22 protein-coding genes and 1 tRNA gene are annotated in these 21931 nt (G+C 69.4%); 13 read left to right on the top strand and 10 right to left on the bottom strand.

Going from position 1 to position 21931, the window contains the following annotated elements; all coding sequences use genetic code 11:
* Positions 1 to 12: 12 nt before the first annotated feature.
* From ACWCQ6_RS05810 to ACWCQ6_RS05800, 3 genes are all read left to right on the top strand, one after another.
* A complete protein-coding gene (locus tag ACWCQ6_RS05810; protein ID WP_451085788.1) occupies positions 13 to 546 on the top strand; it encodes a phage holin family protein in 534 nt (177 codons plus the stop codon).
* Complete coding sequence (locus ACWCQ6_RS05805; RefSeq protein WP_451085786.1) at positions 543 to 1718, top strand: alpha/beta fold hydrolase; 1176 nt, start codon at positions 543 to 545, stop codon at positions 1716 to 1718. The genes ACWCQ6_RS05810 and ACWCQ6_RS05805 overlap by 4 nt, the downstream gene beginning before the upstream one ends.
* Before the next feature lie 106 nt (positions 1719 to 1824).
* Positions 1825 to 2028 carry a hypothetical protein gene (locus ACWCQ6_RS05800; protein WP_451085784.1) on the top strand — a complete coding sequence of 68 codons (204 nt, stop codon included), beginning with the start codon at positions 1825 to 1827 and terminating at the stop codon, positions 2026 to 2028.
* A 155-nt stretch (positions 2029 to 2183) separates the two neighbouring features.
* Here ACWCQ6_RS05800 and ACWCQ6_RS05795 read toward each other — a convergent pair whose 3' ends face one another.
* From ACWCQ6_RS05795 to nth, 3 genes are all read right to left on the bottom strand, one after another.
* Entirely contained in the window at positions 2184 to 3389 is a 1206-nt protein-coding gene (locus tag ACWCQ6_RS05795; RefSeq protein WP_451085782.1) for a MarP family serine protease, read from the bottom strand.
* An 88-nt stretch (positions 3390 to 3477) separates the two neighbouring features.
* Positions 3478 to 4350 carry an NUDIX hydrolase gene (locus tag ACWCQ6_RS05790; RefSeq protein ID WP_451085780.1) on the bottom strand — a complete coding sequence of 291 codons (873 nt, stop codon included), beginning with the start codon at positions 4348 to 4350 and terminating at the stop codon, positions 3478 to 3480.
* 94 nt (positions 4351 to 4444) lie between these two features.
* Positions 4445 to 5275 carry an endonuclease III gene (gene nth, locus ACWCQ6_RS05785; protein ID WP_451085778.1) on the bottom strand — a complete coding sequence of 277 codons (831 nt, stop codon included), beginning with the start codon at positions 5273 to 5275 and terminating at the stop codon, positions 4445 to 4447.
* Between the two features lie 313 nt (positions 5276 to 5588).
* Here nth and ACWCQ6_RS05780 point away from each other — a divergent pair, with 313 nt between their 5' ends.
* On the top strand, positions 5589 to 6263 hold the full coding sequence (locus tag ACWCQ6_RS05780) for a Crp/Fnr family transcriptional regulator (protein WP_014046869.1): 675 nt from the start codon (positions 5589 to 5591) through the stop codon (positions 6261 to 6263).
* Between the two features lie 218 nt (positions 6264 to 6481).
* On the opposite strand, the gene ACWCQ6_RS05775 is transcribed toward ACWCQ6_RS05780, so the two are convergent.
* From ACWCQ6_RS05775 to ACWCQ6_RS05760, 4 genes are all read right to left on the bottom strand, one after another.
* Positions 6482 to 7312 carry an MBL fold metallo-hydrolase gene (locus tag ACWCQ6_RS05775; protein ID WP_451085776.1) on the bottom strand — a complete coding sequence of 277 codons (831 nt, stop codon included), beginning with the start codon at positions 7310 to 7312 and terminating at the stop codon, positions 6482 to 6484.
* Positions 7309 to 8202: an NUDIX hydrolase gene (locus ACWCQ6_RS05770; protein WP_451085774.1), complete on the bottom strand. Its 894-nt coding sequence runs from the start codon at positions 8200 to 8202 to the stop codon at positions 7309 to 7311. Before ACWCQ6_RS05770 ends, ACWCQ6_RS05775 begins: the two co-directional genes overlap by 4 nt.
* Positions 8203 to 8385: 183 nt before the next feature.
* Positions 8386 to 8856, bottom strand: coding sequence for a RidA family protein (locus ACWCQ6_RS05765; protein WP_451085772.1), 471 nt, complete (start codon positions 8854 to 8856; stop codon positions 8386 to 8388).
* Positions 8856 to 9014: a DUF4177 domain-containing protein gene (locus tag ACWCQ6_RS05760; RefSeq protein ID WP_003967454.1), complete on the bottom strand. Its 159-nt coding sequence runs from the start codon at positions 9012 to 9014 to the stop codon at positions 8856 to 8858. The genes ACWCQ6_RS05765 and ACWCQ6_RS05760 overlap by 1 nt, the downstream gene beginning before the upstream one ends.
* A 71-nt stretch (positions 9015 to 9085) precedes the next feature.
* Between ACWCQ6_RS05760 and ACWCQ6_RS05755 the strand changes: the two genes are divergently transcribed.
* Positions 9086 to 10072, top strand: coding sequence for an ArsA family ATPase (locus ACWCQ6_RS05755; protein ID WP_451085770.1), 987 nt, complete (start codon positions 9086 to 9088; stop codon positions 10070 to 10072).
* Positions 10069 to 11487, top strand: a complete 1419-nt coding sequence (locus tag ACWCQ6_RS05750; RefSeq protein WP_451085768.1) for an ArsA family ATPase — start codon at positions 10069 to 10071, stop codon at positions 11485 to 11487. The genes ACWCQ6_RS05755 and ACWCQ6_RS05750 overlap by 4 nt, the downstream gene beginning before the upstream one ends.
* Before the next feature lie 13 nt (positions 11488 to 11500).
* Here ACWCQ6_RS05750 and ACWCQ6_RS05745 read toward each other — a convergent pair whose 3' ends face one another.
* Positions 11501 to 11851 carry a WhiB family transcriptional regulator gene (locus tag ACWCQ6_RS05745; protein ID WP_187438703.1) on the bottom strand — a complete coding sequence of 117 codons (351 nt, stop codon included), beginning with the start codon at positions 11849 to 11851 and terminating at the stop codon, positions 11501 to 11503.
* A gap of 386 nt (positions 11852 to 12237) precedes the next feature.
* On the opposite strand from ACWCQ6_RS05745, the gene ACWCQ6_RS05740 reads away from it, so the two are divergent.
* On the top strand, positions 12238 to 14466 hold the full coding sequence (locus tag ACWCQ6_RS05740) for a transglycosylase domain-containing protein (RefSeq protein ID WP_451085766.1): 2229 nt from the start codon (positions 12238 to 12240) through the stop codon (positions 14464 to 14466).
* A 108-nt stretch (positions 14467 to 14574) separates the two neighbouring features.
* On the opposite strand, the gene ACWCQ6_RS05735 is transcribed toward ACWCQ6_RS05740, so the two are convergent.
* Entirely contained in the window at positions 14575 to 15039 is a 465-nt protein-coding gene (locus tag ACWCQ6_RS05735) for a GatB/YqeY domain-containing protein (RefSeq protein ID WP_451085764.1), read from the bottom strand.
* Between the two features lie 79 nt (positions 15040 to 15118).
* Here ACWCQ6_RS05735 and ACWCQ6_RS05730 point away from each other — a divergent pair, with 79 nt between their 5' ends.
* Both ACWCQ6_RS05730 and ACWCQ6_RS05725 read left to right on the top strand, forming a co-directional pair.
* The gene (locus ACWCQ6_RS05730) at positions 15119 to 16057 is read left to right on the top strand and encodes a metallophosphoesterase (RefSeq protein ID WP_451085762.1); all 939 of its coding nucleotides are present in this window, start codon (positions 15119 to 15121) and stop codon (positions 16055 to 16057) included.
* 101 nt (positions 16058 to 16158) lie between these two features.
* Positions 16159 to 16232 (top strand) — tRNA-Pro (locus ACWCQ6_RS05725).
* Positions 16233 to 16423: 191 nt separating this feature from the next.
* Here the strand turns inward: ACWCQ6_RS05725 and ACWCQ6_RS05720 are convergent.
* Positions 16424 to 17296, bottom strand: coding sequence for a hypothetical protein (locus ACWCQ6_RS05720; RefSeq protein ID WP_451085760.1), 873 nt, complete (start codon positions 17294 to 17296; stop codon positions 16424 to 16426).
* A 585-nt stretch (positions 17297 to 17881) separates the two neighbouring features.
* Here ACWCQ6_RS05720 and ACWCQ6_RS05715 point away from each other — a divergent pair.
* The 4 genes from ACWCQ6_RS05715 to ACWCQ6_RS05700 all read left to right on the top strand — a co-directional run bounded on the left by ACWCQ6_RS05715 (position 17882) and on the right by ACWCQ6_RS05700 (position 21927).
* Positions 17882 to 18415: a hypothetical protein gene (locus ACWCQ6_RS05715; protein WP_451085758.1), complete on the top strand. Its 534-nt coding sequence runs from the start codon at positions 17882 to 17884 to the stop codon at positions 18413 to 18415.
* Between the two features lie 353 nt (positions 18416 to 18768).
* Positions 18769 to 19446 carry a class I SAM-dependent methyltransferase gene (locus ACWCQ6_RS05710; RefSeq protein WP_451085907.1) on the top strand — a complete coding sequence of 226 codons (678 nt, stop codon included), beginning with the start codon at positions 18769 to 18771 and terminating at the stop codon, positions 19444 to 19446.
* Positions 19443 to 20759, top strand: a complete 1317-nt coding sequence (locus ACWCQ6_RS05705; RefSeq protein ID WP_451085756.1) for a N,N-dimethylformamidase beta subunit family domain-containing protein — start codon at positions 19443 to 19445, stop codon at positions 20757 to 20759. Before ACWCQ6_RS05710 ends, ACWCQ6_RS05705 begins: the two co-directional genes overlap by 4 nt.
* A gap of 19 nt (positions 20760 to 20778) precedes the next feature.
* Positions 20779 to 21927, top strand: coding sequence for a glycosyltransferase family protein (locus tag ACWCQ6_RS05700; protein WP_451085754.1), 1149 nt, complete (start codon positions 20779 to 20781; stop codon positions 21925 to 21927).
* The last annotated feature ends 4 nt before the right edge of the window (positions 21928 to 21931 follow it).

Genomic DNA, 21931 nt, shown 5'->3' with positions numbered 1-21931 from the left:
AGGGAGTCAGGGATGAGCGACCCCGGCAACAACGCGGGCAGCGCCGACCGCAGTCTCGGGCAGTTGGTCGCCGCGGCGACAGCCGAGATGTCCGCACTGGTGCACGACGAGATCGCCCTGGCCAAGGCCGAGGTACGGCAGGATGTCAAGCGCGGCGTCGTCGGGAGCGTGGCGTTCATCGTCGCAGCCGTGCTGCTTCTGTTCATGATGCCGATGCTGAGCTTCGCGGCCGCCTATGGGATCAACAACCTGGGCCTGGGCCTGGCATGGTCGTTCCTGATCGTGGCCGGCGGGTTCTTCCTCCTGGCCGCTCTGCTGGGGCTGGTCGGCTGGCTCAAGTTCAAGAAGCTGAAGCCGCCGGAGAAGTCCATCGCCTCGGCGAAGCAGACGGCAGCCGTGCTCCAGGGCGTCAAGCCGCACCCGCGGCCGGCCGTCACGGCGGGGACGAGCCGTCCGGCAGCCTCGGGCAGCACGCTGGCGGGCACGGCCATGGAGAAGGCTCCGGTCCAGGACAAGGGCTCCTCTGTGGCACGCTCGTCCACATGACGGTCCCCGATTCCAGCGCATTCGACCCAGAAGGCCCGGCAGGCCCAGAAGGTCCGGCAGACCTTGTAAGCCCGGCACATCCTGTAAGCCCGGCACACCCTGCAAGTCCGGCAGATCCCGTAGGTCCGGCATGCCCGGTTGACCCTGTGGGCTCGGCAGGTCAGGCAGCCCCCGCGAGCAAGGACGGCCGGGCAGGCTCGAACGGCCCAGCAGCCCCGGGCTCTGCCTCGCCGGGCCCAGCCGTCCCGGGGGGCTCCGGCGGACCCGTACGGATCGAGGGGCCGTGGACCCACCGGGACGTGGCGGCCAACGGCGCCCGCTTCCACATCGCCGAGCTCGGCGAGGGGCCGCTGGTGCTGCTGCTGCACGGCTTCCCGCAGTTCTGGTGGACCTGGCGCCACCAGCTCACCGCGCTGGCCGACGCCGGTTTCCGGGCCGTCGCGATGGATCTGCGCGGGGTCGGCGGCAGCGACCGTACGCCCCGGGGTTACGACCCCGCCAACCTGGCGCTCGACATCACCGGCGTGATCCGCTCGCTCGGCGAACCGGACGCGGCCCTGGTCGGCCACGACATGGGCGGCTACCTCGCCTGGACGGCTGCGGTGATGCGGCCGAAGCTGGTGCGCCGCCTCGTGGTCTCCTCGATGCCGCATCCGCGCCGCTGGCGCTCCTCGATGCTCTCCGACTACGCGCAGTCCCGCGCCGGCTCGTACATCTGGGGATTCCAGCGCCCGTGGGTACCGGAGCGTCAGCTCGTCGCGGACGACGCGGCGTTGGTCGGCCGGCTGATCCACGAATGGGCCGGCCCCCGGACCCCGGACTTCCCCGACGACGCGACGGTGGAGGTCTACCGGCGCGCGATGCGCATCCCGTCGACGGCGCACTGCTCGATCGAGCCATACCGCTGGATGGTGCGTTCCCTCGCCCGTCCGGACGGGATCCAGTTCAACCGGCGGATGAAGCTCCCGGTGCGGGTGCCGACACTGCATCTGCACGGTTCACTCGATCCGGCGATCCGCACACGGAGCGCGGCGGGCTCCGGCGAGTACGTCGAGGCGCCCTACCGTTGGCGACTTTTCGACGGTCTGGGGCACTTCCCGCACGAGGAGGATCCGGCCGGGTTCTCGGCCGAACTCATCAGTTGGCTCAAGGATTCCGAGCCCGACCGCTAGCCATGTGGGCACAGTTGTGCGACGAACAGCCAATTGCCCGGCGCATAGGCCAATTGGCTGACGGATGGGCGGTTACCGACCATGAGGCACGGGCAGACGTCCCGGTATGGGCTGGACGCACGACTTCGGTGACACAGCACGCGACCGCCGCTCAACCGCCGCGGCGGGTTTGAGCGCTCATGAGGGGGGCAGCCCCCAGGGCCGGGTGCACGATATGCGTGTTCTGCATGATCCCCGGCTTGGCATTCCGCGCATTCTGCGCCGTCGGGCCCGCTGGGTCTCGGCGCGGCTGCGCCATCCACGCGGATGATCTCCGCCCCGCCCGGTCGGTGAACGCTCACCGGCCGGGCGGGACTTCACCACGGCTCTCCCGGGTCTCGGCGCGCCGTGCTGCGCCCGGCCCCTGCCGCACACAGGCCGCTCGCACACAGGCCGCTCAAGGACCGGCCGCTCAGGGGCAGGTGTTCAGAGCGCGCATGCCTGGCTGTCGACCTGCTGGTTGGCGGAGCGGCCGCGCTTGATGTCCTGGCGGATCTCATCGGCCGTCAGCGCGTAGCCGGTCTCGGGGTCGTCGAGCGACTTGGCGAAGACGACGCCGAACACCTGGCCGCCGGGGGTGAGCAGCGGGCCGCCGGAGTTGCCCTGACGGACCGTGGCGAAGAGCGAGTACACATCCCGGCGGACGGTGCCCCGGCGGTAGATGTCCGGGCCCTTGGCGCCGATACGGCCCCGGACGCGCGCGGCACGTACGTCGTACGAGCCGTTCTCCGGGAAGCCCGCGACGATGGCGCCGTCCCCCGTCCGGGCATCGTGGTCGGTGTCGGCGAACTCCAGCGGCTTCGCGTCGAGGTCCGGTACGTCGAGCACGGCGATGTCGCGCTGCCAGTCGTACAGGACGACCTTCGCGTCGTACAGCCGGCCCTGGCCGCCGATCTGGACGGTCGGCTCGTCGACGCCGCCGACGACGTGCGCGTTGGTCATCACCCGGCGGTCGGAGAAGACGAAACCGGTGCCTTCGAGGACCTTGCCGCAGCTCGGGGCCGTACCGACGACCTTGACGATGGACTTCTTGGCGAGGGCCGCGACAGGGCTGCCCACCAGCGCCGGGTCCGGGGCCTGGACCTCCGTGATCGGCTCATTGGCGAACGGGCTGAAGACCTGCGGGAAGCCGTTCTGCGCGAGGACCGAGGAGAAGTCCGTGAACCATGTGGAGGCCTGCGTGGGCATCACCCGGGAGATGCCGAGCAGGACCGAGGAGCTGCGGACCTCCTTGCCCAGCGTCGGCAGTGAGGTGCCGGCCAGCGCGGAGCCGATCAGCCAGGCGACCAACAGCATCGCGACGACGTTGACCAGGGCGCCGCCGGTGGCGTCGAGGGCGCGCGCGGGCGACCACGTGATGTACCGGCGGAGCTTGTTGCCGAGGTGAGTGGTGAATGCCTGGCCCACCGAGGCGCAGACGATCACGATGACGACGGCGACGACGGCAGCCGTCGACGAGACCTCGGAGCCGTTCGTCAGCTGGTCCCACAGGACCGGCAGCAGGTAGACGGCGACGAGACCGCCGCCCAGGAACCCGATCACCGACAGGATGCCGACGACGAACCCCTGTCGGTAGCCGATGACCGCGAACCACACGGCGCCGGCCAGCAGCAGGATGTCCAGCACGTTCAACGTCTATAGCCTCGCAGATTCGTCACCGGGCCCGTTCCTTCGGCTGGGTCCGGGCGGGGCCGGACAGCTCAGCAGGGGTCTCAGACTGTCATGCGCGCCAGTCGAGCGGCACCTGCCTGGCAGTGTCCCAGGGGCGCTCCCAGCCCGCGTAGTGCAGAATGCGGTCGATCACGCCGGCCGTGAAGCCCCACACCAGGGCGGATTCGACCAGGAATGCCGGGCCTCGGTGGCCGCTCGGATGGACCGCGGTCGCGCGGTTGGCCGGATCCGTGAGATCCGCCACGGGAACGGTGAAGACCCGGGCCGTCTCACCCGGATCGACAACACCGACCGGACTCGGCGAATGCCACCAGCCGAGGACCGGCGTCACCACGAAGCCGCTCACGGGGATGTAGAGCCGTGGCAGCACTCCGAAGATCTGGACCCCGCGCGGATCGAGGCCGGTCTCCTCCCTGGCCTCCCGCAGAGCGGCCCTGAGCGGCCCTGTCGTCGCCTGGTCGCCGTCCTCCGGATCCAGGGAGCCGCCGGGGAAGGACGGCTGCCCGGCGTGGGAGCGCAGACTTCCGGACCGCTCCATGAGGAGCAGCTCGGGGCCGCGCTCTCCCTCACCGAAGAGCACGAGCACGGCGGACTGCCGCCCGGCACCGCTCTCCGGCGGCAGAAAGCGGCTGAGCTGGTCGGGCCCGACCGTCCGCGCGGCCCGGGCCACGGGGTCGAGCCAGGCGGGCAGGCCCGCGGTCGTGACGGCGATCGCGGCGTCCTCACCGGCGCCTGCCGCGGCGGCGGCCGCCGCGACCGCCGCCGCCGGACTGACCGCTGCCGGGCCTCCCGCTGCGGGCGCGGTTACCGCCCGGTTTCCCGCTGTGGACGCGGCCGCCACTTCCGTGCCGTGTCCGCGCTCCGTGCCGTGTCCGCGCTCAGCCCCGCGCCCGCGTTCCGTGCTCTGCTCGTGCGTCTTCATAGGCACCCCTCGTCTCACAACGCCTGTCGTCACGCATTTCGTTCCGGCCGTTCCGGACCGGCGGCGTGCGTCGGCTCCGGAACGGTGCCGTGGCTCAGTCGGCCCCGAGGGGCGGCGCGGGCCTGCCGGGGTAGTCCGCCGGCGGGCTCAGCCGCTGCCCCGGCTGGCCGCCCATCTCGTACTTCAGCAGCTTCTTGGCCTTCTCCGGGTCCGTCTCGCCCTCGCCGTACGCGGGACAGAGCGGGGCGATCGGGCAGGCGCCGCAGGCGGGCTTGCGGGCATGGCAGATCCGGCGGCCGTGGAAGACGACCCGGTGCGAAAGCATCGTCCATTCGCTCTTGGGGAAGATCGCAGCGATTTCGGCCTCGACCTTCTCCGGATCCTCCTGATCCGTCCACCGCCAGCGCCGGACCAGACGGCCGAAATGGGTGTCGACGGTGATGCCGGGGACGCCGAAGGCATTACCCAGAACGACATTGGCGGTCTTGCGGCCGACCCCCGGAAGCGTGACGAGATCAGCGAGCCGGCCCGGGACCTCGCCGCCGAAATTGTCCCTGAGCGCGACGGAGAGGCCTATCAGCGACTTGGTCTTGGCCCGGAAGAATCCGGTCGGCCGGATGAGCTCCTCCAATTCCTCCGGGACGGCCGCGGCCATGTCCTCGGGGGTGGGGTAAGCAGCGAAGAGCGCGGGGGTGGTCTGGTTGACCCTCAGATCGGTGGTCTGTGCGGAGAGGACTGTGGCGACCAGGAGCTCGAAGGGGTTCCTGAAGTCCAGCTCGGGGTGGGCGTACGGGTAGAGCTCGGCGAGCTCGCGGTTGATCCTGCGGGCGCGGCGCACCATCGCCAGACGCGATTCCGGCTTCCACCCCGCTCCCGCTCCCGCCGCCTCTGCCGACTTCGGCTGCGCCTTCGCGGGGCGTTTCACCGACTCCCCCACGGGGCGTTTTGTCGCTTTTTCCCGACGAATCGCACCCTGTTCGCCCACAGCGGAATCACGGCCTTCCGACACCCCATCAGCCCCCTTGGCCTGCGCTCTCACCGGCGACTTGGACACCCGGCCAGCCTAGAGCCACACGCTGACATCTGCGCCTGTCACCGTGCATCGGCCCCCAATCGGCCCCCTGCCGCTCGGATCGGCACGCCCGTGCGTCAAACTGGTTTGTGATTGATCGCACTGTTTTACCGTCCGGCATGATGGGGACCACGGTTCCCTGGACAGGCCGACAAGGAGAGAACTCGTGGACGACGTTCTGCGGCGCGCCCCGCTTTTCGCGGCGCTCGATGACGAGCAGGCCGCGGAGCTCCGCGCCTCGATGAGTGAGGTGACCCTCGCACGCGGCGACGCGCTCTTCCACGAGGGTGACCCGGGCGACCGCCTCTACGTGGTCACCGAGGGCAAGGTGAAGCTCCACCGCACCTCCCCCGACGGACGCGAGAACATGCTGGCCGTCCTCGGCCCCGGCGAGCTGATCGGCGAGCTGTCGCTCTTCGACCCGGGCCCCCGCACCGCCACCGCGACCGCGCTGACCGAGGTCAAGCTCCTCGGCCTGGGCCACGGCGACCTCCAGCCCTGGCTGAACGCCCGCCCCGAGGTGGCCACGGCCCTGCTGCGTGCCGTCGCCCGCCGCCTGCGCAAGACCAACGACCAGATGTCCGACCTGGTCTTCTCCGACGTGCCGGGCCGTGTCGCCCGCGCCCTCCTCGACCTGTCGCGCCGCTTCGGCGTCCAGTCGGAGGAAGGCATCCACGTCGTCCACGACCTGACCCAGGAAGAGCTGGCCCAGCTGGTCGGCGCCTCCCGCGAGACGGTCAACAAGGCACTCGCCGACTTCGCCGGCCGCGGCTGGCTGCGCCTGGAGGCGCGCGCCGTGATCCTGCTGGACGTGGAGCGCCTGGCGAAGCGGTCACGCTAGGGCCTGTCCGGCGGATCAGGGTCGGACAGGGCGCGGCGTCCGGTGCGGGTGCATCGCAAGGCGCCGGAGCGTCTTGATAGCGGAGCTGTTCGGACGTTTCGGCAACGCCGCGAGGCGCCGTGCCAGACGCCGCGACCCCAGCCATGATCCGCCGGACAGGCCCTAGCCACGGGAAGGCCCCGCCGCCCGGCGTGGCCTTCCCGTGCTTGTGCCGCCGATCAGACCAATCCGTGCTCGCCCAGGTACTCCAGCTGAGCCAGCACCGAGAGTTCCGCGGCGGGCCACAGGGATCGGTCCACATCCGCGTACACCTGCGCCACCACCGCCGACGCCGACCGGTGGCCCGCCTCGACGGCCGTCTCCACCTGGGCCAGCCGGTGCGCGCGGTGCGCGAGGTAGAACTCGACCGCGCCCTGCGCGTCGTCCAGCACCGGGCCGTGCCCCGGCAGCACCGTGTGCACACCGTCGTCGACGGTCAGTGACCGTAGCCTGCGCAGCGAGTCGAGGTAGTCGCCGAGCCGCCCGTCCGGATGCGCGACGACCGTGGTACCGCGCCCGAGGATCGTGTCCCCCGTCAGCACCGCCCGGTCGGCGGGCAGATGGAAGGAGAGCGAGTCCGCGGTGTGCCCGGGGGTCGGCACGACCCGCAGCTCCAGGCCGCCGGTGGTGATCACATCGCCCGTGGTCAGCCCCTCGTCGCCCAGCCGCAGCGCCGGGTCCAGGGCACGCACCTTCGTACGGGTCAGCTCGGCGAACCGCGCCGCGCCCTCCGCGTGGTCGGGGTGTCCGTGGGTGAGCAGGGTGAGCGCGATCCTGCGGCCGGCCCGCTCGGCGGTCTCGATGACGGCCCGCAGATGCGTGTCGTCCAGCGGGCCCGGGTCGATGACGACAGCCAGATCGGAGTCGGGCTCGGCGACGATCCAGGTGTTGGTGCCGTCCAGCGTCATCGGCGAGGCGTTGGGGGCGAGGACGTTGACTGCACGGCTGGTGGCGGGCCCGGACCGGACCACTCCGCGCGGCTGCCCCGGAAGGGCTGTGGCCTCGGTCATACGGCCTCACCGCCCACGCCGCCGCTCGGAATGTGCTTGGTGAACTCGTCGTGTCCCGGCCAGCTCAGCACCAACTCGTCGCCCTCCAGCCGCGCCTGTGCCAGTACGGGGGCGAGGTCCTGGGAATCCGCCGCCTTCAGGGCCTCGGCGGCCGTCCCGTACGGCCTCAGTGCCCGCAGCGTCGACACGGTCGGCGGCATCATCAGCAGCTCGCCCCTGTCGTATCCGTCGGCCGCCTCGCCGGGCCGGATCCACACCGTGCGGTCGGCCTCTGTGGAGGCGTTGCGGGTGCGCTGGCCCTCGGGGAGCGCGGCGACGAAGAACCAGGTGTCGTAGCGGCGGGGCTCGAACTCGGGGGTGATCCAGCGTGCCCAGGCGCCCAGCAGGTCCGAGCGCAGCACCAGCCCGCGCCGGTCCAGGAACTCGGCGAAGGACAGCTCCCGGGCGACCAGCGCCTCCCGGTCGGCCTCCCAGTCGGCGCCGGTGATGTCGCCGACCACCATGCCGGCGCCCGGACCCGCGAGCAGGACGCCCGCCTCCTCGTAGGTCTCGCGGACCGCTGCGCAGACGATGGCCTGGGCCTCGGCCGGAGTCCCGACGCCGAGCCGCTCGGCCCAGGTCTCCAGCGCGGGCCCGGCCCAGCCGACGAGCCGGTCGTCGTCGCGCGGGTCGACCCCGCCACCCGGATAGGCGTACGCCCCTCCGGCAAATGCCATGGAGGCGCGGCGGCGCAGCATGTGGACGGCGGGACCGCCCTCGGTGTCGGCGGCGGAGTCCCGGAGCAGCATCACCGTGGCGGCCCGCTTCGGGGTCGCGGCCGTCAGCTCACCTGCGGCGAGTGCCCGGATCCGGTCGGGCCATTCCGGTGGGTACCACTGACCATTGGACATGGCCGGAGGCTATCCGGAACCGCGCCGATGTTCGAGAGGTGCATGGGAAAGCGCATCGAGAGGCACACCGGGTCCGGCAGGCACATCGATGCTCAGCTGCCGTACCTGCCCCCGTACATGGACGATCCCGCCCGGTCGCGGCAACCGGACGGGATCGGAAAAAGCGGTGGAGAACCTGAATCCCTAGGCCTCGACCAGCTCGACCTGGACCTCGACCTCGACCGGTGCGTCCAGCGGCAGCACCGCGACGCCCACCGCGCTGCGCGCGTGCACGCCCTTGTCGCCGAGCACCGCGCCCAGCAGCTCGCTGGCACCGTTGATCACGGCGGGCTGCCCGGTGAAGTCGGACGCCGAGGCGACGAAGCCCACGACCTTCACCACCCGCGCGATCCGGTCCAGGTCGCCCGCGACGGACTTCACGGCGGCCAGCGCGTTGAGCGCGCAGGTCTTCGCCAGTTCCTTGGCCTCGTCGGGCGTGACCTCGGCACCGACCTTGCCGGTGACGGCGAGCTTGCCGTCCACCATCGGCAGCTGGCCGGAGGTGTGCACGTACACCCCCGACTGCACGGCCGGCTGGTACGAGGCCAGCGGCGGTACGACGTCCGGCAGCGTCAGCCCGAGCTCGGCGAGCTTCGCCTCGACGGCGCCCGCCACTACGCCTTCTCCCGCTTCAGGTAGGCCACGAGCTGCTCGGGGTTGTTCGGGCCGGGAACGACCTGGACCAGCTCCCAGCCGTCCTCGCCCCAGGTGTCCAGAATCTGCTTGGTCGCGTGCACGAGAAGGGGCACGGTCGCGTATTCCCACTTGGTCATGGCCCGACTGTAATACCTGGCACGCACGGCCTCGTGCGTAGGCTGCGGCGCGACTGGTTAGGCTCGAATACGTGAGCAGGTTCCAGGTCGTCAGTGGCAAGGGCGGTACCGGTAAGACCACGGTCGCCGCCGCCCTCGCGCTTGCCCTCGCGACCGAGGGCAAGCGCACCCTTCTCGTGGAGGTCGAGGGCAGGCAGGGCATCGCCCAGGTCTTCGAGACGGAGTCCCTCCCGTACGAGGAGCGCAAGATCGCCGTCGCGCCGGGCGGCGGCGAGGTCTACGCCCTCGCGATCGACGCCGAGCGCGCCCTTCTCGACTACCTCCAGATGTTCTACAAGCTGGGCAGCGCGGGCCGGGCGCTCAAGAAGCTCGGCGCGATCGACTTCGCCACCACGATCGCGCCCGGCGTGCGGGACGTGCTGCTGACCGGCAAGGCCTGCGAAGCCGTACGCCGCAAGGACAAGCAGAACCAGTACGTCTACGACTACGTGATCATGGATGCCCCGCCCACCGGGCGCATCACCCGCTTCCTCAATGTGAACGACGAGGTGGCGGGGCTGGCCAGGATCGGCCCGATACACAATCAGGCCCAGGCCGTGATGCGGGTGCTGAAGTCCCCGGAGACCGCCGTCCATCTGGTGACGCTGCTGGAGGAGATGCCGGTCCAGGAGACCGCGGACGGCATCGCCGAACTGCGCGCCGCCGAACTGCCGGTGGGCCGCGTCATCGTGAACATGGTGCGGCCCCATCTGCTGGACGAGGACACCCTGCGCACCGCCGCGGGCGGCCGCCGCAAGGAGATCGCCAAGGCGCTGACCCGGGCGGGAGTGACCGGCTCCGCGGGGCTCGTGCGCCCCCTGGTCGAGCAGGCGGCCGAGCACGCCCAGCGGGTCGAGCTGGAGCGCGAACAGCGCGCCGTCCTCGCGGACCTGGAGCTTCCGGGGTACGAACTCCCTTTGATCGGCGAGGGGATGGACCCGGCCGGTCTCTACGACCTGGCGACCGAGCTCCGCAAGCAGGGCGTGGGCGAAGGGGCGGGACAAGGGGTGGGCACATGACACAGCGCACGGAAACGGCCGCGACCGCGAAGACGGACACGGCCGGATCCCCCGCATCCGCACCCGTTTCCGCGCCCGCGCTGGACACCGACGCACTGCTCGACGATCCCGACATCCGAATCGTCGTGTGCTGCGGTTCGGGCGGCGTCGGCAAGACCACGACCGCGGCGGCTCTGGGCGTACGGGCGGCCGAACGCGGCCGCAAGGTCGTCGTGCTCACCATCGACCCGGCCCGCAGGCTCGCCCAGTCCATGGGCATCGACTCGCTGGACAACATCCCTCGCCGGGTGCCTGGCATCGACGGCGAGGGCGCCGGGGAACTGCACGCCATGATGCTCGACATGAAGCGGACCTTCGACGAGATCGTCGAGGCGCACGCGGACGGCGAACGGGCCCGCGCGATCCTGGAGAACCCCTTCTACCAGTCCCTGTCGGCCGGATTCGCGGGCACGCAGGAGTACATGGCGATGGAGAAGCTCGGACAGCTCCGGGCGCGCAACGAGTGGGATCTGATCATCGTCGACACCCCTCCGTCGCGCTCCGCGCTGGACTTCCTGGATGCGCCCAAGCGGCTCGGTTCGTTCCTGGACGGAAAGTTCATCAAGCTGCTGATGGCCCCGGCGAAGATGGGCGGCCGGGCGGGGATGAAGTTCCTGAACGTCGGCATGTCGATGATGACCGGCACCCTCGGAAAACTGCTCGGCGGTCAGTTCCTGCGCGACGTACAGACCTTCGTCGCGGCCATGGACACCATGTTCGGCGGATTCCGTACCCGGGCCGACGCCACGTACAGACTCCTCCAGGCCCCCGGTACGGCGTTCCTCGTCGTCGCGACACCGGAGCCGGACGCGCTGCGCGAGGCGGCGTACTTCGTGGAACGGCTGGCCGCGGAGGAGATGCCGCTGGCCGGACTGGTGCTCAACCGGGTCCATGGCAGCGATGCCGCCCGGCTTTCCACCGAGCAGGCTCTGGCCGCCGCAGAAAATCTTGACGGGGTCGGCATTGTGGATCAGACGGCCGGGAAGGCTGGACTTCGTGACCCGGCCGACCGGTCGGCCGACTCTCCCGAGGCCGTTCCTACGCCCGGTGCCGCACCGGACACCACCCCCGACGCCACGTCCGACAACTCCGAGCGCGAGGACACCGAAGACCGCGAGCCGACGCCGGGACACATTCCCGATACCCCCGGAACCCCCTCCGTCGAGGAGCTGACCGCAGGTCTGTTGCGGTTGCATGCCGAACGGATGCAAATGGTCGCGCGCGAACAGCGCACACGCGACCGCTTCACCGCACTGCACCCCGAGGTCGCCGTGACCGAAGTGGCCGCGCTGCCCGGTGACGTACACGACCTCGAAGGGCTTCGGGCCGTAGGGGACCGGCTCGCGACCGGTTCTGTCCCGGCCGGAGCTGCGTAACCGCTCGTCAGTCCTATCCCACCGCGGCGTACCTCTCGTGAAGTTCGTCGTCGTCCAGTCCGATCGCCACGGGCAGAATGCCCGCGGACTGCTCGTACTCGCTGCGTGCGGTCTCCAGCAGCCGGCGCCAGGACGTGACGGTGGGCCGCCTGCGCAGCAGTGCGCGACGCTCCCGCTCGGTCATTCCGCCCCACACGCCGAATTCGACGCGATTGTCCAGCGCATCGGCCAGGCACTCGGTCCGCACCGGGCATCCGGTGCACACCGCCTTGGCCCTGTTCTGCGCTGCCCCTTGTACGAACAGTTCATCCGGATCGGTAGTGCGGCAGGCTGCCTGCGCACTCCAGTCGGTTACCCAGCCCATCACGGCGCCGTCCTCTCCCGAATCGAGGCTCCCCCACGGCGGTAGCGGCATATTCACCGCTGCCAGTTGAGGACGTTACGGAAGGTAGGGGCAGCACAACACCCCCTTCGGGCCCAATCTTGAATGGCCCGAACGGACTATGCGTATGCGGCAGATCACCCAGGGGAGTGAGGCGAGGGCATACGCGACCATCCCGGCAGAATCAGGACAGTTCACCTGGATCACAACGGACGTCGAGTGACACACGAGGCGAATTCGGGAGTGCCTGAGGCCGTGGCCGGGATGTGCACGGGGGTTGGTACGGAACCGGACAGCTGTGACAGTTGAGAGCAGCTTAGGCCAAGGCATATACGTGTGTCCGGCGAATGAGAACGTAGGCTGCCCCCATGCCAAAGAAGCGCTCGGGCGGGGGTCTCTCGACGACCCAGCAGGCCGCCAAGTTCCTCGGAGTCGCCGCACTCTCCGGAGTCGTTCTCGCGGGCATCGCGCTGCCGGCCGCCGGAGCACTGGGGCTCGCCACCAAGGGAACGGTCGAGGGATTCGACGAGATCCCCGCCAACCTCAAGACCCCACCGCTGAGCCAGCGCACCACGATCCTGGACAGCAAGGGCGGAATGATCGCCTCGGTGTATTCGCGCGACCGCACGGTGGTCCCGCTGAAGGACATCTCGCCGTACATGCAGCAGGCGATCGTCGCGATCGAGGACGCCCGCTTCTACGAGCACGGGGCCGTCGACCTCAAGGGCATCCTGCGCGCGCTGAACCGCAATGTGCAGGCGGGCGGGACCGCCGAGGGCGCCTCGACCCTCACCCAGCAGTACGTGAAGAACGTCTTCGTCGAGGAGGCGGGCGACGACCCGGACAAGGTCGCGCAGGCCACCCAGCAGACGATGGGCCGCAAGGTCCAGGAGCTGAAGTACGCGATCCAGGTCGAGGAGGAGCTCGGCAAGAAGAAAATCCTGGAGAACTACCTCAACATCACCTTCTTCGGGCAGCAGGCCTACGGCATCGAGGCCGCCTCCCAGCGCTACTTCTCCAAGTCGGCGAAGGACCTGACGCTGGAGGAGGCCGCGCTGCTGGCCGGCCTCGTGCAGTCGCCCAGCCGCTACGACCCGGTCAACGACACGGCCGAGGCGACCAAGCGCCGCAACACCGTGCTCCAGCGCATGGCGGACGTCGGCGACATCACGCAGGCCGAGGCCGACAAGGCGAAGGCGAACCCGATCAAGCTGAAGGTCAAGAAGCCGCAGAACGGCTGCATCACCGCCGTCAGCGGCGCCGGCTTCTTCTGCGACTACGTACGCCACGTATTCCTCACCGACCCGGTCTTCGGCAAGACCAAGGAGGACCGGGCCAAGATCTGGAACCGGGGCGGCCTGACCATCCGGACGACGCTCGACCCGCAGTCCCAGCAGTCGGTGCAGGCCTCGATCAAGAACCACGTCTACAAGACGGACAAGGTCGCGACGGCCGTGACGCTGGTCCAGCCGGGCACCGGCAAGATCATGGGCATGGGCCAGTCCAAGCCGTACGGCTTCGGGACCAACGAGACCCAGTACAACTACTCGGTCAACAAGTCCATGGGCGGCTCCAACTACGGCTTCCCGACCGGTTCGACCTTCAAGCCGTTCCTCGCCGCCGCGGCCATAGAGGGCGGCAAGCCGGCCACGCAGGTCTATCCGTCGCCGTACGAGATGGACTACCCGGACACGGTGCGGTCCTGCGGAAAGCCGTGGGTCAACGACGGGGTGCCGAAGTATCACCTGGAGAACGAGAGCGAGACCGAGAAGGGCCCGTACGCGCTCAAGGAGGCGATGGAGAAGTCGGTCAACACCTACTTCGTCCAGATGCTCCAGGACATCGGCATGTGCCCGGTCTCGAAGATGACCGACAAGCTCGGCTTGGTGCAGGGCGACGGCACCAAGCTCCCGCAGAACCCGTCGACCCTGACCCTCGGCTCCAACGGTCTGTCGCCGCTGACCATGGCCAGCGCGTACGCCGCCTTCGCCAACCGCGGCACGTACTGCACGCCGATAGCCATAGAGGCGGTCAAGCAGGCCGACGGCAGCTCGCTCCCCGTGCCCAAGACCTCCTGCTCGCAGGCGATGTCGCCGACGACGGCCGACACCATCAACACGCTGCTGCGCGGCGTGGTCGACTCCGGTACCGGCCAGGAGGCGGGTCTCCAGAGCCGCGACAACGCGGGCAAGACCGGTACGACCGACGCCCGTAAGAACGCCTGGTTCGTCGGGTACACGCCGAACATGTCCGGCGCGGTCTGGGTCGGCAGCCCGTCCCAGAGCGTCGAGATGGAGCACATCACCATCGGTGGCGTGTACCAGGACAAGGTGTACGGCGGACAGGTCCCCGGACCCATCTGGCGCGACGCGATGACGGGGGCCCTCAACGGCGTGGCCGCTCCCTCCTTCAACACGGTCGACATCCCGGACGCGCCGAAGAGCGACGACCGGGGCAGGGGCGGGGACCGGGATGAGGGACGGCCCGGCGCCGGGGGCAAGAAGCCCACCGGCAAGAACCCGTTCCCCGGCCTCACCGGCGGGAACAACGGCGGTGGCCACCGCGGCCAGACCAACGGCGGCACACAGGGCCCCTGAGCCACGGCTCGTCCCCTGACATGAAGGTGGGGTGCCCGGATCGGGATCGATCCGGGCACCCCACCTTCTCCATGTCCCTGCACGTACGTCTGCGTACGTGGCGCGGGCTCAGCCCGCGAGAAGCTTCTTCACCGAGGCGGCCACCCGGCCGCCGTCAGCCCGTCCCGCCACCTTCGGGTTCACGATCTTCATGACGGCGCCCATCGCGCGCGGCCCCTCGGCCCCGGCGGCCTTCGCCTCCTCGACTGCGGACGCCACGATCACGCCCAGTTCGTCGTCGCTCAGCTGCTTCGGCAGATACGCGTCGAGAATCTCGCCCTCCGCCCTCTCACGCTCGGCCTGCTCGGTCCGGCCGCCCTGTGCGAAGGCTTCGGCCGCCTCCCGGCGCTTCTTCGCCTCCCTGGCGATCACCTTCTGCACCTCGTCGTCGGAGAGCTCGCGGGCCGTCGTGCCGCTGACCTCCTCCTTCGTGATGGCGGTGAGGGTCAGCCGCAGCGTGGACGAGGTCAGCTCGTCACGCGCCTTCATGGCTGTGGTGAGGTCTTCCTTGAGCTTGGACTTGAGCGTGGTCATGTGCTGATTGTGGCAGGTACGGGGCGATCGGCGCCCGCCGGTTTTCTGCTGGCCGCACGGTGTCTGCGACGATGGGCGCATGCGCGCACGCTACGGAGTACCCCTGAAAGTCACGGCAGTCGGCGCGGCGATCGGCGCAGCCGGTCTCGCCTACGCCGCCGGATTCGAGGCCCGCTCGTTCCGGCTGCGACGGGTCACCATCCCTGTACTCCCGCACGGGGCACGCCCGTTGCGCGTGCTCCAGGTCTCCGACATCCACATGGTGAACGGCCAGCGCAAGAAGCGTGCCTGGCTCCAGTCGCTGGCCGGCCTGCGCCCGGACTTCGTCGTGAACACCGGCGACAACCTCTCCGACCCCGAGGCCGTGCCCGAGCTGCTCGACGCGCTCGGTCCGCTGATGGAGTTCCCGGGGGTGTACGTCTTCGGCTCCAACGACTACTACGGCCCCAAGCTCCGCAACCCCGCCCGCTACCTCCTCGAAAAGGCCCAGGGCAAGCACGGGCTCAACGGAAACGCGCCCGCGGTCGGCGTCGTCCACAACCCGTGGGAACCGATGCGCGACGCCTTCGACGAGGCGGGCTGGCTGGGCCTGTCCAACACCCGCGGCCGCCTCAAGATCGACGGCCTGGAGATCGCCTTCACCGGCCTGGACGACCCGCACATCAAGCGCGACCGCTACGCGGAGGTGGCCGGCGGCCCCGAAACAGGTGCCGACCTCTCCATCGGCGTGGTCCACGCCCCCTACCTGCGCTCCCTGGACGCCTTCACCAGGGACGGCTACCCCCTGATCCTGGCCGGTCACACCCACGGCGGCCAGCTCTGCATCCCCTTCTACGGAGCCCTGGTCACCAACTGCGACCTGGACACCGACCGGGTCAAGGGCCTCTCCACCCACTCCGTCGACGACCACCGCGCCTACCTGCACGTATCCGCCGGCTGCGGCACCAACCGCTACACCCCGGTCCGCTTCGCCTGCCCCCCGGAGGCGACCCTGCTGACCCTGACGGCCCGGGACTGAGCACCCGGCCCCCTTCCCCGGCCGATGGAACAGAAACCGGATTTCGTCTGCGGGCGCGGGTGGGCTAAAGTAATCGATGTCGCCGGGACACCGGCGGCGATCGGGGTGTAGCGCAGCTTGGCAGCGCGCTTCGTTCGGGACGAAGAGGTCGTGGGTTCAAATCCCGCCACCCCGACAGCTGAAATACCAGGTCAGGGGCCTGATCCACTTAGCGGATCAGGCCCCTGACTCGTTCCTGGGGCCATCTTGGGAGCCGTTTGGGAGCCGACCTCGGAACGCGGCTCTCAGGGAGCCGCCGATGAGTCTGCCGAGCAGAATCTCGACGAGACACCTACGGGACGGATGCCTGGCAGAGCCTGTCCGCGGTCAAGCAGCGGGCTCCACCCCTGGGGCGGAATCCTCCGGCGGGTCAAGGAGCTTGAAAGCGCAGTCTTCCGGGCGCCGCCCCAAACGCTGGACCATCAGAGCACCCAGGAGCGCAGCCCCCGGGCCGCACACCGGTCCCGCCTCCGTGCCGACATAGAACAGGCCGTTCTCGTCCGGTTCCCGGTCCTGGTACTCGGTGCTGGCGGCCAGCGCAAGGCAAAAGCCGAGGAGGTCGACGCGCAGACCGACGGCCAGATCGCGGCGAAGGAACACCAGTGGGTGAGCCAACCCCTCATCGTCATAGCCAGCGGCGACAACGGCGCCCAGCCCGTCGGGCAACGGGTACATCTCCTCAGGGATGTCCTCCACGACGCCCTTCAGGTCGATGGCAGCAAGTTTCAAAAGCTCCGCGAGGACCTCTTCGTCGCTCCGCCACCCGTCCTTCGGCGCCCAGTTTCCGTCCCCGTAGAGATGAAGGACATCGGCCGTCACGTCCGGCGGGTCTTCCAGCACCGAGTCCGACAACATGTCACTCGGCTCCTTCACCACTACGCCTTGCCCGTCCCGCTGTGGCCAGAGAACCAGGTGTGGGGCAGGACGGTGAATGTATCGAGCGAGAAGTGACCGGATGGCGACCGACAGTTGTTGCTCGCTGAGGCCGGGGCGCACCAGCACGCAGATCCGGCCTGAGAGGACAGTCAATGCCGCCTGCATGCCGTGCTGCCCTAGGTCGATCTCCACTGCCTGTGCGTTCATCGTGTCCAGCAGCACCGGCAGCTCCAATGCCCAGGCGTCATGTGCTCGGATCCTGCCGCGGGTCTTATCCTCACCATGGGCGCTCTCGGGTACGAATTGCAATGCTCGCTTCTGCACGGGGCTTCCTTCCGTCGTTTGAACCGGGTGAGCCAGTCTTGGCCCGGTTCATGGCGAGGAAGGCGTAAAGTCGTGAAACGCCATGTCGTGTGCGTCGCGCCTGCCACGCTCATCAGCGCCGGCTCACGTCCGAGGCATTGGGCCGCAAGAAAACCTTCCCAGGCGCCTGGGTGATTTCTCGATACAGGTTGTGCTGACGCGAGCACACACGGTACGACCGTGACCATGCACCGTTGGTCGCCACTCAATGATCGCCAGCTGGTCCTGCTCACCCGCATCGGGGAGGGGACGGAGCCTGTGACCTCAGACAGCCCGGAACTTGCCGCCACCGCTCACGCCCTCAAGGGGCGGGGCTTGATCACCATGCCGAAGCAGAGCGGGAGGTGGCAGGCGGACATCACCAATGACGGACGCTTCTACCTGAAACACGGGCACCACCCGGACCGGCCGGAGCGGACTCCACGCAGGCAGCGTTCGGCGGCCCCCAAGCTGACACCACAGGCTGGCCCTCCCCGCCGACAGACAGCGCCCGCGTCCGCGACTCCGAAGCCCCCTCGCCCCTCACCGGCCGCGATTGGAGCGGCCTTGATCACCCAAGTACAGGAGGCCGGACGCTTCCTCCGCATCCCGAACCCGAGCGACGAGGAGCGGGCCCGCTACCGGCGAGCATTCGACGCGGCGCGGCAGTGTGCCCCCGAGGGGTACCACCTCAAGCACACCGGGCGGGAGAGGGGTGATCTCGTTCTCGGCCTACTCAAGGTGACCGGCGAGGACAACACCGAGTGGAATCGGATTCGCCTGGCGCGCAGCCGTGTGATCACCGACGTTGAGGACGTGGTCGCCGCGGTCACCGCAGACCACAGTGCCTTTGAAATTTCCGAGGAGGTCCTCCCCCGGGTGATCTCACTGCTCCGGCTCCTCACTGAGCAGGCTCTCGTCCGTCATGGCGAGATCGCGGTATCCAAGAAACGCAGGCAGGCACGCCCCCTGCTAACGGTCCACGGCAGAACGTACGAGGTCAGCTTCCGCGAGCGGCAGAAGCAGGTCCGGTACGTGCCCAAGCAACCGGGCCGGCGTACCTACGACTGGGACACCGTCCGGTCGCTGACGCCGAGGTAGGACGCGAAGCCACGCACGCTCCGACGCGTCGCGAGCCGCAGAGCGCGCGCCTCCCGTCCGGTCCAGCGCTGCACTGTGGCCACCGAAGCTCCTTCGACCGACACCAACGACGGTAACAGGGTAGGGCGGTCTGACCAGCGGCGTAGGGCCTTCACTGCGACGGGAGTTCAGCACGGATGCGACACCCGGGCCATCTCGGCCAGGTCTGCCCGAGCACGCACCCGCCGCCTGGCCAGCGGCGGTTTTGCATCGCGAGTGCGACACCACGGCAGCCCGCTGCCCGACGCAGCTCGGCAGTCTGCTCAGCACGGAGCTCCACCGCTCCGCAGGCAGACGAGAGGGGTGGTCACATGATGACCGAAGCGAAGGCACAGCAGCACGGTTCGGACGACTGGTCCGAACAGCAAATCGCCTACTACCGCGATCGAGCCGGCGAGTACGACGACACGTACAGCGACCGCATGAGCATGCCGCGGCTCGCGAAGGCCCTTGACGCGCTACCGGTCAACGGTGACGTCCTGGAGCTCGCCTGCGGCACGGGCCAGTGGACCAAGTTGCTCCTCCCCCAGGCCCACAGCCTGACCGCGCTGGACGCGGCACCGGAGATGCTCCGCCGAGCCCGCGACCGCATGCGGGGCACCGTGACCCGTTTCATCGAAGCGGACATCTTCGACTGGGAGCCGGACCGCCAGTACGACACAGTGTTCTTCGCCTTCTGGCTCAGCCATGTCCCGCCGGTCGAGATGGAGCCGTTCTGGGACCTGCTTCGGCGGGCGCTGGCGCCGGGCGGCCGCGCGGTGTTCCTCGATGACTCGTCGGCGAAGGCGGAGATCGAGGAAACGGTGGACGAGGCGCCGGTACCGACCGTGTGTCGCACCCTCTCCGACGGTTCCCGCCACGTCGCCGTGAAGGTGCTCCGAGACCCCGCAGACCTCACCTCCCAGCTGGATGGTCTGGGTTGGGACGCCCGCGTCGAGACGATCGACGCGTTCCACCTGTCCGGTGTGGCCCGCCCCAGGGAGGGCGCGTGATCCCGGTCAACGGATACGCGGCCCGGCCCAGCGTCCGCGCCGGCGAGGTGGTGCGCCTGCACATCGCCACCACCGCTCCCCACGTACACGTTGACTTCTACCGCTGGGGAGCCACACCGCAGCATGCGGGACACGTCGAGTGGCCCGGCCGTGCCGCGTCCTCCGGACGTTTCGACGCGGACTGGAGCTGGCCCGCGTACGAGTTCCTCGTACCCCCGGAGTGGCGGTCCGGCGTCTACATCGCGGTCTTGGGCACGGAGCGCGCGTCCGGCACTCCGCCGCTGGATGCCAGGGAGGGGCGCATCCTCCTGGTCGTCACTCCCTCCGCGCCCTCTGGCCGCAGGATCCTGTACAAGATCCCGACGTTCACCTACCAGGCGTACAACACAGCGGGCGGCGGCAGCCTCTACAGCGCCTCCCAGATCACGACGCGCCGCCCCGGGGGCGGTGTCGGCGGGCCGGTGAAGGGCCTGCCGGACGCGTACGACCCGTCGTCCCCCCGGCAGACGTTCGCTCATTGGGACGCCCACTTCATCGCCTGGATGGAACGGAACTGGATCGAGGCCGACTACTGCACCGACCTGGATCTCCACGAGGGCCTGTTTCTGCGTGACGGCTACCGTCTCCTGGTCTCCGCCGGTCACGACGAATACTGGAGCACCGACATCCGCCGCCACGTGACCGCCTTCCGTGACGCCGGTGGCCACATCGCCAACTTCGGCGCCAACACTTGCTGGTGGCGCGTCGGCGTCACTCCGGACGGGGCGGGGTTGTCCTGTGACAAGTTCCCGCCCGGCGCCCCCGCCGGTACCGATCCGGACAGCTCGTACGGCTGCCCGGACCACTGGTGGGAGTTAGAGCCGGAGAACGCGCTCCTGGGCGTGAGCTACCGCAACGGCGGCGGTCACTGGGACGGCACCCGAGCTTGCCGGGGCTTCATCGTCACGGACCCCAGGCACTGGGTGTTCTCCGGCACGGGGCTGAGTGCCGGAGACAGCCTCGGACACGACGGGGCGCTGATCGGCTACGAATGCGATGGCGCGGCCTACGAGTACGACGCCGCCGGCCGGCCGCGTCCCACCGGGCAGGGCGGAACGCCGAAGGACTTCGAGATCCTCGGCATCGCCGAGCTCCCCCCGGACTGGAACTTCGCCGCCCGTGAGCCGATGTCCAGCCCCCGGGCCGCCACCCTCGGCGTCTTCACAGCGGGCGGCACGGTCTTCACCGCCGCCACCACCGACTGGGCCCGCCTCCTGGCCACAGACCCCCAGGTCTCCGCGGTCACCCGCAACGTCATCACCCGGCTCTCCTGACCGAAGAAAAGGAATCCTCATGTCCGGAAACGGCAACGAACAGCCGCTCAACGTGATCATCGGCGTGAACGGCATCGGCATGGGACACACGGTCCGGCAGAGCGCGATCGCCCAGTACCTCCGCGACCGCGGGCACCAGGTTCGGATCATTACCAACGGCTCCGGTCGGATCGCGTACTTCCGGGACCTCGGCTTCTCCGCCTGGGACGGATGGATGCCGACGCTCCTCGCACGCGACAACCGGATCCACGCTCGCGACGCCGTGCGCGCGAACATCCGCCAGGTGCCCGGAGGTCTCCGCCGGCACCTCCAACTGCGTCGGCTCGTCCGAAGCAGCGGTGCTCCGGATCTGTTCGTCACCGACTACGAGCCCAACACCCCGCGCCTCGCCTACCACTTCGGCCGACCGCTCATCTCCATCGACCAACAGAGCAAGTACCGACACCTGGACCTTCCCGTCGTCGACCGGTACGCCCGTACGGCCGAAGAGCAGCGACTGCGGTACTTCGCCCCCCGCGTCGACCGGTCCTTCATCTGCTCCTACATCCCACTGGGCGCCGGGGACCAAAGAGTCGAGTTCATCGCCCCGGTCATTCCCGATCTCATCAGATCGGCACCGGTCACCACCGAGCCCCTCGTCACGGCCTACTTCTCCCGCTACTTCGACCACGGCCCGGAAGAGTCCGTCCGCGAACTGGCCTCGATCTTCCGCCAGTCCATACCGGACCGAACGCTGCGGATCTACACGCAGCCAACGGAGTTGAGGTCCCTGCGCGGGTACGCCGACGCCCGTGTGGAGATCCGCGCCTTCGACCGCGAGGCGTTTATCGCGGACATGGCTCGCTCCGAGGCGGTGTTCTCCAACGCCGGCTTCAACCTGATCAGCGAGGCACTCGTCCTCGGCAAACCGGTCCACCTCATCCCGTTACCCACCTACGACCAGCACTGGTGCGCGAAGGTCACCGACGAGGCCGGACTGGGAACCGCGGCCCCGCGCATCGAACGGCGGGCTGTCCTCGAATTCCTCACGCGCGGTCGGGCACTCAGCGACAACGTCGTACGCCACCGGGACCTGTATCTCTCGGCTGACCCCCGGGAGCGGATCGCCTCGTACCTGGAGAGCCTGCCAGCGGTCGACCAGCCTATACCCGCTCCGGTCGCGGGGTAGCTGG

The organism is Streptomyces sp. NPDC001880, assembly GCF_053594575.1.
This window is presented reverse-complemented; position numbering and strand designations above follow the sequence as displayed.

Excerpts from the sequence above, each read along its gene's own strand:
- ACWCQ6_RS05730 (WP_451085762.1), top strand. The coding sequence starts at position 15,119 with ATGCGCGCACGCTACGGAGTACCCCTGAAAGTCACGGCAGTCGGCGCG.
- ACWCQ6_RS05805 (WP_451085786.1), top strand. The coding sequence starts at position 543 with ATGACGGTCCCCGATTCCAGCGCATTCGACCCAGAAGGCCCGGCAGGC.
- ACWCQ6_RS05810 (WP_451085788.1), top strand. The coding sequence starts at position 13 with ATGAGCGACCCCGGCAACAACGCGGGCAGCGCCGACCGCAGTCTCGGG.
- ACWCQ6_RS05710 (WP_451085907.1), top strand. The coding sequence starts at position 18,769 with ATGACCGAAGCGAAGGCACAGCAGCACGGTTCGGACGACTGGTCCGAA.
- ACWCQ6_RS05775 (WP_451085776.1), bottom strand. The coding sequence starts at position 7,312 with ATGACCGAGGCCACAGCCCTTCCGGGGCAGCCGCGCGGAGTGGTCCGG.
- ACWCQ6_RS05700 (WP_451085754.1), top strand. The coding sequence starts at position 20,779 with ATGTCCGGAAACGGCAACGAACAGCCGCTCAACGTGATCATCGGCGTG.
- ACWCQ6_RS05740 (WP_451085766.1), top strand. The coding sequence starts at position 12,238 with ATGCCAAAGAAGCGCTCGGGCGGGGGTCTCTCGACGACCCAGCAGGCC.
- ACWCQ6_RS05790 (WP_451085780.1), bottom strand. The coding sequence starts at position 4,350 with ATGAAGACGCACGAGCAGAGCACGGAACGCGGGCGCGGGGCTGAGCGC.
- ACWCQ6_RS05745 (WP_187438703.1), bottom strand. The coding sequence starts at position 11,851 with ATGGGCTGGGTAACCGACTGGAGTGCGCAGGCAGCCTGCCGCACTACC.
- ACWCQ6_RS05760 (WP_003967454.1), bottom strand. The coding sequence starts at position 9,014 with ATGACCAAGTGGGAATACGCGACCGTGCCCCTTCTCGTGCACGCGACC.
- ACWCQ6_RS05770 (WP_451085774.1), bottom strand. The coding sequence starts at position 8,202 with ATGTCCAATGGTCAGTGGTACCCACCGGAATGGCCCGACCGGATCCGG.
- ACWCQ6_RS05750 (WP_451085768.1), top strand. The coding sequence starts at position 10,069 with ATGACACAGCGCACGGAAACGGCCGCGACCGCGAAGACGGACACGGCC.
- ACWCQ6_RS05735 (WP_451085764.1), bottom strand. The coding sequence starts at position 15,039 with ATGACCACGCTCAAGTCCAAGCTCAAGGAAGACCTCACCACAGCCATG.
- ACWCQ6_RS05800 (WP_451085784.1), top strand. The coding sequence starts at position 1,825 with ATGGGCTGGACGCACGACTTCGGTGACACAGCACGCGACCGCCGCTCA.